This window comes from Pseudomonas sp. GCM10022186, from assembly GCF_042656385.1.
Taxonomy (GTDB): Bacteria; Pseudomonadota; Gammaproteobacteria; order Pseudomonadales; family Pseudomonadaceae; genus Metapseudomonas.
On record NZ_JBHSOU010000025.1, the window covers coordinates 1 to 12789 of the forward strand.

General features: G+C 63.7%; 12 protein-coding genes and 2 pseudogenes. 9 read left to right on the forward strand and 5 right to left on the reverse strand.

Going from position 1 to position 12789, the window contains the following annotated elements; all coding sequences use genetic code 11:
* The 5 genes and pseudogenes from ACFPU0_RS11380 to ACFPU0_RS11400 all read left to right on the forward strand — a co-directional run.
* Positions 1-396, forward strand: a pseudogene (locus ACFPU0_RS11380) (acetyl-CoA C-acetyltransferase); the annotation flags it as partial.
* A 417-nt stretch (positions 397-813) separates the two neighbouring features.
* Complete coding sequence (locus ACFPU0_RS11385; protein ID WP_377693091.1) at positions 814-1281, forward strand: hypothetical protein; 468 nt, start codon at positions 814-816, stop codon at positions 1279-1281.
* 69 nt (positions 1282-1350) lie between these two features.
* On the forward strand, positions 1351-2199 hold the full coding sequence (locus tag ACFPU0_RS11390; RefSeq protein ID WP_377693093.1) for a DUF692 domain-containing protein: 849 nt from the start codon (positions 1351-1353) through the stop codon (positions 2197-2199).
* A complete protein-coding gene (locus tag ACFPU0_RS11395) occupies positions 2192-2938 on the forward strand; it encodes a DNA-binding domain-containing protein (RefSeq protein WP_377693095.1) in 747 nt (248 codons plus the stop codon). The genes ACFPU0_RS11390 and ACFPU0_RS11395 overlap by 8 nt, the downstream gene beginning before the upstream one ends.
* A 59-nt stretch (positions 2939-2997) precedes the next feature.
* On the forward strand, positions 2998-3426 hold the full coding sequence (locus ACFPU0_RS11400; protein WP_377693096.1) for an organic hydroperoxide resistance protein: 429 nt from the start codon (positions 2998-3000) through the stop codon (positions 3424-3426).
* Between the two features lie 350 nt (positions 3427-3776).
* Here ACFPU0_RS11400 and ACFPU0_RS11405 read toward each other — a convergent pair.
* Both ACFPU0_RS11405 and ACFPU0_RS11410 read right to left on the reverse strand, forming a co-directional pair.
* Positions 3777-3995: pseudogene (locus ACFPU0_RS11405) on the reverse strand (alpha/beta fold hydrolase); the annotation flags it as partial.
* 281 nt (positions 3996-4276) lie between these two features.
* Positions 4277-4789, reverse strand: coding sequence for a DoxX family protein (locus tag ACFPU0_RS11410; RefSeq protein ID WP_377693097.1), 513 nt, complete (start codon positions 4787-4789; stop codon positions 4277-4279).
* A gap of 333 nt (positions 4790-5122) precedes the next feature.
* On the opposite strand from ACFPU0_RS11410, the gene ACFPU0_RS11415 reads away from it, so the two are divergent.
* A complete protein-coding gene (locus ACFPU0_RS11415; protein ID WP_377693098.1) occupies positions 5123-5806 on the forward strand; it encodes a phosphoribosyltransferase in 684 nt (227 codons plus the stop codon).
* A gap of 51 nt (positions 5807-5857) precedes the next feature.
* On the opposite strand, the gene ACFPU0_RS11420 is transcribed toward ACFPU0_RS11415, so the two are convergent.
* Positions 5858-6841 (reverse strand): magnesium transporter, encoded by a 984-nt coding sequence (locus ACFPU0_RS11420; protein WP_377693099.1) that lies wholly within the window; start codon positions 6839-6841, stop codon positions 5858-5860.
* Positions 6842-7124: 283 nt separating this feature from the next.
* Between ACFPU0_RS11420 and ACFPU0_RS11425 the strand changes: the two genes are divergently transcribed.
* Both ACFPU0_RS11425 and ACFPU0_RS11430 read left to right on the forward strand, forming a co-directional pair.
* Complete coding sequence (locus ACFPU0_RS11425; protein WP_377693100.1) at positions 7125-8141, forward strand: 4Fe-4S dicluster domain-containing protein; 1017 nt, start codon at positions 7125-7127, stop codon at positions 8139-8141.
* The gene (locus ACFPU0_RS11430; RefSeq protein ID WP_377693102.1) at positions 8138-8977 is read left to right on the forward strand and encodes an FAD/NAD(P)-binding protein; all 840 of its coding nucleotides are present in this window, start codon (positions 8138-8140) and stop codon (positions 8975-8977) included. The genes ACFPU0_RS11425 and ACFPU0_RS11430 overlap by 4 nt, the downstream gene beginning before the upstream one ends.
* A gap of 85 nt (positions 8978-9062) precedes the next feature.
* Here the strand turns inward: ACFPU0_RS11430 and fnr are convergent, their stop codons facing one another.
* Positions 9063-9803: a fumarate/nitrate reduction transcriptional regulator Fnr gene (fnr, locus tag ACFPU0_RS11435; protein WP_377693103.1), complete on the reverse strand. Its 741-nt coding sequence runs from the start codon at positions 9801-9803 to the stop codon at positions 9063-9065.
* 587 nt (positions 9804-10390) lie between these two features.
* Entirely contained in the window at positions 10391-11281 is an 891-nt protein-coding gene (locus tag ACFPU0_RS11440; protein WP_377693104.1) for a diguanylate cyclase domain-containing protein, read from the reverse strand.
* A gap of 121 nt (positions 11282-11402) precedes the next feature.
* Here ACFPU0_RS11440 and ACFPU0_RS11445 point away from each other — a divergent pair, with 121 nt between their 5' ends.
* The gene (locus ACFPU0_RS11445; RefSeq protein WP_377693105.1) at positions 11403-12767 is read left to right on the forward strand and encodes an MBL fold metallo-hydrolase RNA specificity domain-containing protein; all 1365 of its coding nucleotides are present in this window, start codon (positions 11403-11405) and stop codon (positions 12765-12767) included.
* The last annotated feature ends 22 nt before the right edge of the window (positions 12768-12789 follow it).

Here is a 12789-nt window from a genome sequence, read left to right on the forward strand (position 1 = left end):
GCCGCCAAGGCCGAGGCCCTGGGCCTGCCGGTGCTGGCGCGGATCAAGGGCTACGCCAATGCCGGCGTCGACCCGGCGATCATGGGCATCGGCCCGGTGAGCGCTACCCGCCGCTGCCTGGAGAAGGCCGGCTGGAGCCTGGACGAACTGGACCTGATCGAGGCCAACGAAGCCTTCGCCGCCCAGTCCCTGTCGGTGGGCAAGGAGCTGGGCTGGGACATGGCCAAGGTCAACGTCAACGGCGGCGCCATCGCCCTCGGCCACCCCATCGGCGCCTCCGGCTGCCGCGTGCTGGTGACCCTGTTGCACGAAATGATCAAGCGCGACGCGAAGAAGGGTCTGGCGACCCTGTGCATCGGCGGTGGCATGGGCGTGGCCCTGGCCATCGAGCGCTGATTCCCCGAAGGGATATGAAAACGCCGGCCCAAGGGCCGGCGTTCTTGTTTTTGCAGGCGATTCGAAACTCCGGCAAGGGTCCGGACGTTCCCGGTAGCGCCCGGAAATGCCATTCGATATGCAAGGTCGGCTTGTTCACCGCACCGTACTTCTGCCGCCAGTACCCATAGCCGGGGCCGACCAGGACCTTTCCCTCTGCAGCCGGACACAGAGGTCCGAAGTATCTCGATGTATCCGGAACTCATGTTGGGGAACTGGCATACAAAGACGCCTGCTATCCGATACGTCCAGGACACATGGTCAGGGCCAAATGGCCAAACCCGAACGAGGTTGGCCCTGGCGCCTCGCTCCAGGGTTCCAACGCCCTTGTGGCATGACCCGCGTGGCCCGGCCGCGCACAGCATCCGGAGAAACACCATGTCCCGTAAGCAGATCTCGAACAAGACTCGTATCGGCCTGATCGCTGCCGCCCTGGCTGGCGGCATGAACCTCGCTTCGTCCGCCGCCTTCGCCGTGGAGGCGCTGCCCCAGGGCTACCTGCTCGCCGCGGCCGACAAGGCGGGTGAAGGCAAATGTGGCGAAGGCAAGTGCGGTGCCGCCGAAGCCAGCGACAAGGCCACCCAGGCCGAAGGCAAGTGCGGTGAAGGCAAGTGTGGCGATGCGTCCTTCGCCCGCACCGACACCGATGACGATGGCCTGGTTTCCCGCAAGGAACTGCTGACCGTGGCGCCGAAAGGCGAAGCGGAGTTCATTGCCATGGACACCGACAAGGACGGTTTCCTGTCCGAGGGCGAGGTCTACAAGTTCCGTAGCAACCAGTACCTGTCCAACGGCAAGAAAGTACCCACCGAGCTGTTCACCAGGATGAGCAAGGCCAAGAGCTGATCCGGCCCCTTGTTCCACCCTCCCCGTGAATCTGTCGGGGAGGGCTCCGTTCCCCCCTGGAGAATGCCGATGACCACCGATTCCTTCCCCCATGGTGCAGGCCTGGGCTTGCGTCGTGCGTTACTGCCCGAGTTGCTGGCGATGGATGCCGGTGCCGTGGATTTCCTGGAGTGCACGCCGGACAACTGGATCAACGTCGGTGGCCGCCATGGCGACGGCCTGGCCAGTCTCGCCGAGCGCTTCCCGCTGGCCTGTCACGGCCTGTCGCTGTCCCTTGGCGGCCCGGCACCGCTGGATCGCGAGCTGCTGCAACGCACCCGCGAATTCCTCGACAGTCACAATGTGGCGTTCTTCAGCGAGCACCTGAGCTATTGCTCGGACGATGGCCAGCTCTACGACCTGCTGCCGCTGCCCTTCACCGATGAAGCGGTACGCCATGTCGCCGCGCGCATTCGCCAGACCCAGGACGCCCTGGAGTGTCGCATCGCCGTGGAGAACATTTCCTACTACGCCGCGCCCTACCAGGCATTGCAGGAGATCGATTTTCTCCGCGCGGTACTGGACGAGGCCGACTGCGACCTGCTGCTGGACGTCAACAACCTCTACGTCAACTCGATCAACCACGGTTACGACGCCGCCGAATACCTGGCCGCGCTTCCGCTGGAGCGGGTTGCCTATATGCATGTGGCCGGCCATTACGACGAAGCGCCGGACCTGAAGATCGATACCCACGGCGCAAGAGTGAAGCGTGATGTCTGGTCCTTGCTGGAACAGGCCTACCAGCGCTTCGGTGCGCTGCCGACCCTGCTGGAGCGCGACTTCAACTTCCCGCCCCTGGCGGAATTGCTGGCCGAGGTCGAGCAGATTCGTGTGCGGCAGCAGGCGGCCCTGCACTGGCCGGAGGTGCGCCGTGCATGACGTACTGCATGACCAGTTGATGAGCATGGCCCGCTATGTGCGGGACCCGCAGCACAACGCGCCGCCACCCGGTATCGAGGCGCGGCGCCTGGCGGTGTACCGGCAGCTGTTCTTCGGCAATCTGGAGTCGTTGCTTTCGGGTGGCTTCCCGGTGATCCGTGCCAGCCTCGGGCCGAAGAACTGGCAGGCCCTGATCCAGTCCTTCTACGCCGACTACCGCTGCCAGACGCCCCTGTTCACCGAGATTTCCGGGGAATTCGTCGCCTTTCTCGAAGCGGGTGGGGGCGCTGGCCCGGACCTGCCGCCCTGGCTGGCGGAGCTGGCCCATTACGAGTGGGTGGAGGCGGCGCTGCTGCTGAGCGAGGAGCGCGAGCCGGCCCATGAGCCCAAGGGCGATCTGCTGGACGGAGTTCCCGTGCTGTCAGATCTGGCCTGGCCGTTGGCCTACCAGTGGCCAGTGAGTGAAATCGGCCCCGACTACCTGCCGCGCCAAGCCCCCGAGCAGCCGACCCTGGTGCTGGCCCGGCGTGGTGCGGACAAGAATGTGCATTTCTCGCGCCTGGCCCCCCTGGCCCATGCGCTGCTCGTTTCGATCCAGGAGCGGCGTTGTTCCGGCCGGCAGCACCTGGAAGGACTTGCCGAGGCAATCGGTGTGGATGGCGCGGCCATCCTGCCGCAAGGCCTGGCCCTGCTGGAAAACCTGCGCGCGCAGGGCGTGGTGCTCGGCACCCGCGTTTGACGCTCGCCCCCAATGCCGGCTTGCGCCGGCGCATTTCCCCTCCCTGAGGAGACTCACTGATGACCGCAGTACTGGAAAAAAAACTCTATACCGCCCAGACACGGACCACCGGCGGCCGTGATGGCCAGGGCAAATCCGCCGACGGCGGACTGAATGTGCGCCTGAGCCCGCCTGGCTCGGGGCGGCCCGGGACAAACCCGGAACAGCTGCTGGGTGTGGGCTGGTCGGCCTGCTTCATCGGTGCCCTGCGGCGCGCCGGCCAAGCCCTGTCGATCCGCGTGCCGGAGGATCTGGCGGTGGCTGCCGAGATCTCCCTGGGTAACACCGCTGACGGTGGCTTCGCCCTGGCAGCCAGGCTGACCGTCGAATTGCCGGGAGTTGCCGCCGACGATAAGGTCCGCCTGGTCGAGGAGGCGCACCAGCTCTGCCCGTACTCCAAGGCCACGCGGGGCAATATCGAGGTGGCTTTCGACATTCCCTCCGAGTGATCGTCGGGCCGGGCACGGAGCGATGTAGGGTGGACCACGCTTCACCGGTCCACCATCGGTGCCTGGCCGGGACCCGAATGGTGGAAATGAAAAGCGATTTCCACCCTACGTCGTAGCCCGGCAGGACCGGAGCTGACCAGGTAGGGTGCGCCGCGCGCACCAAGGGTCGAGCGCGGCGCAGGGGCTGATCCCGCGATCGGTGCGCATGGCGCACCCTACGGTGGGGCAAGTGCAGTCAGTCGCCCGGATGAAATCCGTGGAAAGTCCGAGCGCCGCTCCCGGATTGCATCCGGGCTACGAATTGTCAGCCTGATTCGAGGACTCGCCATGCCCCCCTTATCGGGCTCGGATCAGAACTTGTCGACGTCCAGTACGGCCTGCGCAAATGCTTGTGGAGCCTCCTGCGGCAGATTGTGTCCGATGCCGCCCTCGACAGACCGGTGCGAATATTTTCCCGGGAACTTCCTCGCATAGACGCTGGGGTCCGGTCGCGGTGCACCGTCGGCGTCGCCCTGAAGGGTAATAGTCGGCACGGCGATCACGGGGATCGCTGCCAGCCGCTTTTCCAGCTCAAGTGAAGCGGCCAGAAATCGGCGCCGGCTGAAGCTGAATAGTTGTGACATGGCTGTCTCCGTTCGGGTTCAAACAGTGCCCCTCACAACGCCATAGCCTGAGGAGCACCAGAAGATCTTCGACGGTCTCAATCTTATGCGTCGTGCAACTATCGTAGGCGCGCAGGACAACCCGGCAGCGCTGAAGCATCGGGACGACCAGCGCCTGATGAGGAACCGGGCCTTGTTCCTGCGAGGGCCAGGCAGACCGTCGCAATGGTTTTACGTCGCCAAGTCTTTCAGCCTTTGAGGTGCACCCTGTTACGCAACAACAAGGCATCGAGGCTGAGGCGTCCGGCACCCTTGAACAGCAGGGGCAGGGCGGCCACAAGGTAGATCAGCGGCAGCTTGTAGTTGCCGTAGCCCTTGTCGCTGATGGAGTAGCCCATGGCCAGTTCCGACAGGCTCGACCAGTGCGCCGGCCAGTGCACGGCGGCGATGGCGACGACTGTCAGCACCATCAGCGCCAGGGTGGCGAAGCGGGTGCCGAGCCCCAGCAGCAGGAGCAACGGTGCGATCAGCTCGACCCACATCGACAGCTGCCAGCTCAGCTCAGGCGGGAGCAGGTCGAAGGGGAAGGGAAAGGCGGACTGTATATCGACGAACCAGTTCTGGCCGTTCCATTTTTCCAGCCCCGACTCGTAGAACTCCCAGGCGAGGAATAGCCGCAGGGGAACATCGGCACTCCAGGCGCCCAGGCGGTCGAGTTGGGCAAAGGCGTTTTGCAAGACGGCGACGGCAGGGCGGCTCATGGGGCGGGCTCCTTTGACCTGGCGCGGCTGGCGGGATGCCGCCGCGGCTCATGTGCCCATGCTGACGAGGCAGCTTGTCCCGGATGTGTCTACCTATGCCCGTTGTGTATCCCTGTGTACGGCCCCTCAGGCGGCGCCTAACATGGAGGCATTCCGAGCGCGGTTGCCTTCCCTGGGCGACTACACTTGGTTCTGTTTCATATTTCGGTACCTGGTCGCGGCCGGCGATGGTGCCTGGAGCCTTGACCGCCGCCCGTGCCAGGGCAAGCCGGGCTGCGATTGGGTTCAGGCCGGCCCTGCCAAGCTGATCGCGGGGGATGCGAGGACTCCCTGATGACGCACACCGATGCAATACAAATCCCGATACCCGACCGCGCCGCCGCAGGTCGGGCCCTGGTACCGATGCTGCTTGCCTACCGTCAACGCCCTGAGGCCATCGTTCTGGCCTTGCCGCGAGGTGGCGTTCCGGTGGCCTACGAGATCGCCATGGCCCTCGAGATACGGCTGGACCTGATGCTGGTTCGCAAGCTGGGCCTTCCATCCCACGAGGAGCTCGCCATGGGGGCCATCGCCAGTGGTGGTGTACTGGTTGTCAATCGTGACGTGGTGAAGATGCATGGCATCGATGAGGCCACGCTGAATGCGGTGGCGCAGCGAGAGCTACTGGAGCTGCAACGTCGAGAGCGGGTCTATCGCGCAAAGCACCCCTTGCCGGACTTGCGTGGACAGCAGGTGATTCTGGTGGATGACGGACTGGCTACCGGCGCCACCATGCGGGCGGCGGTGCGGGCGGCGAGAAGCCAGGGGGCGGCGCGCATTGTCGTTGCCGTACCTGTCGCACCGGACGACACGGTGGCCGAGCTGCGCAGAGAGGTGGATGAAGTGGTCTGTCCCTTCGTCCCTGATTGGTTCGTCGCGATTGGCCGCTGGTACGTGGATTTCTTCCAGACCACGGATCAGGAGGTGATAGACCTGCTGCAGCGTGCCTGGGGCGCTGGGCAGCATGGAACGAGTTGAGTTCCGGTGGCGCAATGCTCTTGCGGCAAGGCAGGGAGCAAGGTGACGAATTCATATCAGGACGGTCGCGATGCCGAGGTAGATCAGGATCGACAGCAGGTCCTGGACAACGGTCGCCAGCGGGCCGCTGCCGAACGCCGGATCCATTGACAGGGTGCTGAGCAGCCAGGGCAGCGCCATGGCCGCCAGGGTGGCGGTTCCGCAGGCGGCGAATACCGCGAGGCCGACGCAGAGGGCCATGTCCGCCTCGCTCCAAAGCAGCCATACCGCCGGGCCGGCAACCAGCGCCAGAGCGAGCCCGATGGCCAGGCCCACCATCAGCTCGCGGCCGAGCATAGTGCGCATGCCGATGCCCACGGAGAGGCCACGGACCACGACGGTTTCGGTCTGGGTGCCGACAGCATCCGCCAGATAGACGATCCCCGGAAGGAAGAACGCCAGCATGACCCGCTCCTGCAACTGTGCCTCGAAACGGCCAACGAAGTTCGCTGCCAGCAGGGATCCCGCGAGCCCCACCAGCAACCACGGGATGCGATGACGAAAACGTCGCTTGACCGGCTCCTCGCTGGACGCGCGTGCAGCCTCGGTACCCTTGATGAACCCACCAAGGCGGGTGAGATCCTCCTCGTGTTCGCTGAGCAGCACCGCCAGCAGGCGATGCGGTGGGATCACGCCGATCAATCGCCCGTCGCCGTCAACGACGGCGAGCGCCGCTTCCCGATGGCGAACGGCACGCCAGGCGGCAATCTCCTGATCTGCCCCCGGCGCCACTATGGGGGCGTCGCGATCCATCAGGGCATCCAGGGTGATGTCCGATGGTGCGCCAAAGAGGTCCTCGATCCTGACCATACCGAGGAAGCGCTGATCGCTGCAGACCACGATGTGGCTCGCGCATTCGTAATGCTGGCGCATCAGGGTCGCTCGGGCTTCACCGACCTGTCGTTCGGGCGGGAATACCGGAACGCGGCCTGTGGCATGTTGTGCCGCGGTTTCGAAGCTGATGCGCTCTCGGGTGACTTGAGAATCCGACGGCATGGCATCTCCTGGCCTGCTGCAGGCGAGGCAGGGGCCTCGTCATCTGTCTGGAATATAGGCCGAATCGCCTGTGGTGCCTGCCGCGCATGAACGGCCGGACCTGCTCGTGGCCTTCTTCCGATTTTCTTGATGTTGATCAAACCGGGCCGGAGGCCGGCCGCCTAGCCTGAGGCCAATGGGGTTGGTCGAGGGCAGGTCATGCGCAACGACGCGAACACCTCTGGTCGGCACTCGGCAGGCACAATGCGAGTGGAAGGTCACTCCGGCTACCGGGCAGGTTCCCATGCGTGCCTATAGCCTCGAACGGCCCGAATTGCTACGCGACCACCTGGCCAGGCAGCGCCGGGTCTTCGAACTGCGGCCGGACACCAACGGCAACTATGCCTGGCAACAGGTCGGCGCGTACGATCCCCGACCTTTCGCGCCCCCGGCCGACCCGCCCGCCTGTTCGGCCAAGGCCTTCTTCTTCCCCCTACGGGAGCTGTTGTTCCGCTTCGAAGGTGGATGCTTCTATTCGGAGCTCCCGGCGGTCACACCCCAGGTGCTGTTCGGCCTGCCGGCCTGCGATCTCCAGGCTGTGGCCTACCAGGACCGTTTCTTCTCTGCCGACCCTCACTACCAGGCGCGTCGCGTGGCGACGCTGCTGGTGGGGTTCGAATGCATGCACAGTTGCCGCCATGGCGCTTGCAGCCTGTTCGGATGCGGCCCCCGGGCGCAGTCTGATACCGCCGATCTGGTCCTGGTATCCCGGCCTGGCTGTACCGCTCGCTATCTGTTGGTCACTTCGGCCGCTGGCGAGGGTGCGCTGTCCGGTCTTGAACTGGAACCCGTGGACAGCCATTGGCCCCTCGAACGGCAAGTCCGCTGTGATCAGGTGATGCACGAGCAGGGCGAAACCGACGCCATCATCGAAGGCATCGCGGCCATCAACGCGGGCTGGGTCGAGCGGGGCACCTGGGAAGAGCTGGGCCAGCGCTGTCTAGGCTGCACCGGATGCACCAGTGTCTGCCCGACCTGTTCGTGCTTCTCCGGGCTCGACGTGCCTGCAGCGGACGCCTCCATGCAGCGCATGCGTGTGTGGGATTCATGCCTCGTCGAAGATTTCCAGCACGAGGCTGGCGGGCGCAATTTCCAGGTGAGCCCGGGGCAGCGCGTGCAGCGCTTCTGGACCCACAAGCTGGGCGAATCCTTTCGCGCCCGCATGGGCGGCTATGGTTGCGTCGGTTGTGGCCGCTGCGATCGCCAATGTCCCGACGGCATGGGGCTGATGGGTGTCATGCGCAGGTTGGGGCAGCCATGAATATCCTCACGCCACGACCGATGCAGCTGCTCAGCCATTACGAAGACGGCGAGAACGCGCGGCATTTCAGTTTCCTCATCGAACGACCGCTCCGGCAAGACCTCGAGGTCATTCCTGGCCAGTTCTTCATGCTCAGTGTGCCGGGATACGGTGAGGCTCCTTTCAGCTACGTGAGCCTGCCCGACCAGGACGGGCACTTCGACGCCCTGATTCGCCGGGTGGGCAGCCTGTCCGCTGCCTTGTTCGAGCAGAGCGTGGGGGCACGCCTGGGCTACCGCGGCCCCTTCGGCAGGGGGTGGCCGTTGCTGCTCAGCCACCAACGCCTGCTGGTGGTGGCAGGTGGGTGCGGGTTGGCAGCTCTGGCCGGAGTACTGGAGGAGGCGAGCCCGGCGCGCCTTGGCAGCTACGTATCAGTGCTTTACGGATACCGCCATCGCCAGAGCCGGATCCTCGACAAGGAGTGCGACCGCTGGAAAGACAGCATGGACGTCCTTGAAACCTGCGATGACGAATCTCCCGCCCAGTGTCACGGCAATCTCTTGCAGCATCTCAAGGTTCGACTGGAAGCGCAGCGCCCGGACGCGGTGTTCTGCTGCGGACCAGAAGCCTTCATGCAAGCCGTGGCCGACCTGTGCCTGAAACACGGCGTGCTGCCCAGCCGCATCTGGCTGTCCGTCGAGCGCAACATGGCGTGCGGCGTTGGCCTGTGCGGGCACTGTTACCTGGGGTCCAGCTACGTCTGCACCGAGGGACCGACCTACCGCTACGACCGTTACCGGCAACTGCTAGGCATCGGTAACGCGCATCCGCCGACCTTCAGTGGCGAGCTCTGTTGAAAGGGGCGAACAGCAGCCTTGGGGAAATGCCGATGTCACGATCTCCCATGGCCAAAGGCGGGTGGGAGCAGAGTGCAGCCGCCATTCAGGCGGACATACCGCCCAGGCGACACAAGGCTTGCGGGTCGAGTATGCGAAGTTCCCGGCCGGAACTGTCGATCAGGTTCTGATCGCGATAGCGAGTGAACAGCCGGCTGACGGTCTCGGTGGTCAAGCCCAGGTAGTTTCCAATTTCACTGCGGCTCATTGGCAGAAGGAAATTGACCGGGGAAAGGCCGCGCCTGCCGTATCGCTGGGACAGATTGAGCAGGAACGATGCCAGGAGTTGCTCCGCACTTTCACGCCTGTGACTGAGTTGCTGTTGGTCCGCCTGGATTTCCTGGCTCATGATCCGGAGGAGCTGCTTCCTGAGGCTCGGTATCATTCCGGCCAGTTCCTCCAGCTGATGGATCGGGATCGCGCAGACCATGGAGGTCTCCAGCGCTTCGGCATAGCTCGGATACTGCTCGTAGCCGACGCCATCCAGGCCGATCAGCTCACCTGGCAGGTGGAATCCGATAATCCGCTCGGTACCGTCATTGTCCAGCAGGTAACCCTTCATCGCCCCTGAACGCAGCGCATACACGTACTGCATTGGCTCGCCCGCCCTGAACAGATAATCATGCTTCTGCAGTGGGCGATTGCGCCTGATTATGTTTTCCAGTTGCGAGATTTCCTCATCGTTCATACTGTCGGGCAGACAGAAACGACTCAAGGTACAGTCGCGGCACTGAATGTGAGTTTTCAAGGAGGAGGGAGGGCGCTTGCCACGCTCGTTTGCAGCCATGAGCGAGGTCACCTCTGGTCAGTTTGAAATTCAAGTCTAGGTCGCATCGATGACAACGGAGCGTGTGTTCCGTCGGATCACGTATCACCGTTAACGGTAGCTGCCATTTCATTTGAACTTGGGAAACCACGCCCTGAGGACGTGGTCATGAGTCAGCGGCTCTGCCTGCGACGATTCGAATACCCAGGCTACGATGGGGTAGGGTGCGCCGTGCGCACCGGCGGTTTGACATGGTGCCGAAGCCGATCCCGGAATCGGTGCGCGCAGCGCACCCTACAGTCCAGTCAGTATCCCGGATGAAATCCGGGAAAAATCCCACCGCTGCTCCCGGATTTCATCCGGGCTACGATTTTCCAGCCTGCACCGAGTTCTAGGAACGTGGATGTTTACTCCCTGGTTCCAGGCTCGCGGCGGTTCGGACTCCCCCTCCGTACATCACAAGGGCAGGGGCGTGAGTGGCCCGGGTTGCCGGCAACTCTTGAGGCGCCATAAGGAGAAGCACAACAACTTCCTGCCCTGAGGTCGGGGTTGCGGGGCCTGATGATTGTCGAGTCAACGCAGCGGTAATGTCCCCGCCAGAGCCGGGATCATTCCTGTGCGCTGAACCTGTAAGCGCTGCCCCCAGCAGCCTTGGCCCTGTACATGGCGGCATCCGCCCGATCGAGCAGCGCCTCCGCCGTGTGCCCGTTTCGCGGATAGAGGCTGATGCCGATGCTGATATGGGTTTGCACCAGTTGCTCGTCCAGCATGAAGGGCTGTTCGACACTGGCAATCAGCAGATGCGCCATCGACTCGAGCACCTCGGCCCGCTCGAGGTTGGTGACGAGAATCGCGAACTCATCGCCACTGAGTCGCGCCACGACATCGGTCTTGCGCACGGAGCGCCCCAGGCGTTCGGCCACGGCCACCAGCAGCTGGTCGCCAATCGCATGGCTGAACCGGTCATTGACCCGCTTGAACTGGTCGAGGTCGAGGAACATCAGGCCCAGGATCGAGCCTTGCCTCTCGGCATGGTTAATGGCCTGGCGAACCAGATCGAGGAACAGCACACGGTTGGCCAGCCCTGTCAGCCCGTCGTGGTAGGCCAGCTTGCGCATCTGGGCACGCTCCTGATCCGCCATGGTCAGGCTGTGCTGGATAGCGACAAAGTGACTGATGCAACCGGTGTCATCGAACAGCGGCGTGATGACCTGGCTGACCGTGTAGCAGCTGCCGTCCTTGTTCCGCTCGATCAACTGGCCCTGCCAGACCTGGCCGGCAAGGATGGTTTGCCAGAGGTCCTGGTAAAAGGCCAGGTTCTGGTGGCCAGAATGGAGAAGGTGGGGTGTCTGCCCTAAAAGTTCGTGGCGCATGTAGCCACTCAAGCGGCAGAGGGCCGCATTGGCCCAGACGATGCGGCCGGTGCGGTCGGTGATCAGTACGGCGTTCGCCGCGGCTTCCAATGCCTTTACCAACAGCTGTTGGTCATGTTCGTTCATTGGAGCCCCGGCTGATATCGGAGATCTGGTGTCGATAACACCACGTTAGTCCGCAGGGCTGCTAAACCCATTGATCAGGATCAAACGATTTTGGGGCCGTGGCCCGGCTGGAGAAATCTCGATGCGACTGACATTCCTGGGTGCTGCCGGCACAGTGACTGGCAGCAAATACCTCGTCGAAGACGAGCATAGACGTGTGCTGATCGATTGCGGGTTGTTCCAGGGCTACAAGCAATTGCGCCTGCGCAACTGGGACCATTTTCCAGTGCCGATCGAAGACCTGGACGCCGTGGTACTGACCCATGCCCACCTCGACCACAGCGGCTACCTGCCAGTGCTGGTGCGGGAAGGTTATCGAGGTCCCGTCTATGCCACGCCGGCAACCTGCGAGCTGGCTCGTATCCTGCTGCTGGACAGCGGCAGGCTCCAGGAGGAGGAAGCCGATTACGCCAACCGGCGGGGCTATTCCAAACACCATCCAGCGAAGCCGCTCTATACCGAGGCCGATGCCGAGAATGCACTCAAGCTGTTTCATCCAGTAGAACTGCACCACCCGCAGGACATCATGCCCGGAATGCGCCTCTTGCTGCGCTCTGCCGGACACATCCTGGGGGCGGCGACCGTCGAGCTGGAGGTCGGCGGCGTCAAGCTGGTGTGTTCCGGTGATCTGGGACGGTTGCAGGACCCGATCATGCCGGCACCTGAAGCCATCGACCAGGCCGATTACCTGCTCGTCGAGTCGACCTATGGCGACCGCAAGCACCCGCCGGAGTCCGTCGAGACGCAACTGGCGGAGGTGATCAACCGAACCGCCCTGCGCCAGGGCATCACGCTGGTGCCTGCCTTTGCGGTGGGGCGTGCGCAGCTGCTGATGTATTACCTGTACCGTCTCAAGGAGCAGAAGCTCATCCCCGATCTGCCGATCTTTCTCAACAGCCCCATGGCGACCGATGCCACCTCCCTTTACCACCGATTCCGGAGCGAGCATCGGTTGACGGCGGCAGAGTGCGAGGGAACCTGCACCGTGGCCCATATCGTGCGGTCGGTGGAAGAATCGAAGGAACTCGATGACCTGCGCAAACCCGCGGTGATCATTGCCGCGAGCGGAATGGCGACCGGCGGGCGGGTGCTCCACCACCTCAAGACCCTGGCGCCGAATCCTCGTAATACCCTGCTGTTCTCCGGCTTCCAGGCCTGCGGTACGCGGGGCTCGCTGATCGTCAGCGGTGCCGAGACCGTGCGCATACATGGCCAGGAAGTGCCGATTCGCGCAGAGGTCGCGCAGATGGAAAACTTGTCCGCCCACGCTGACGCGGACGAAATCATGCAGTGGCTACGGGGTTTCAAGGTCCCGCCCAAGCACACCTACGTGGTGCACGGCGAACCCATGGCGGCGGATGTCTTGCGACGGCGGATAAGCGTAGAGCTGGGCTGGTCGGTATCGGTGGCGGAGCATCGGGAGCAGGTCGAACTCAAGAAAGAGTAAGGACCAGGGCTCGCTCCGCACT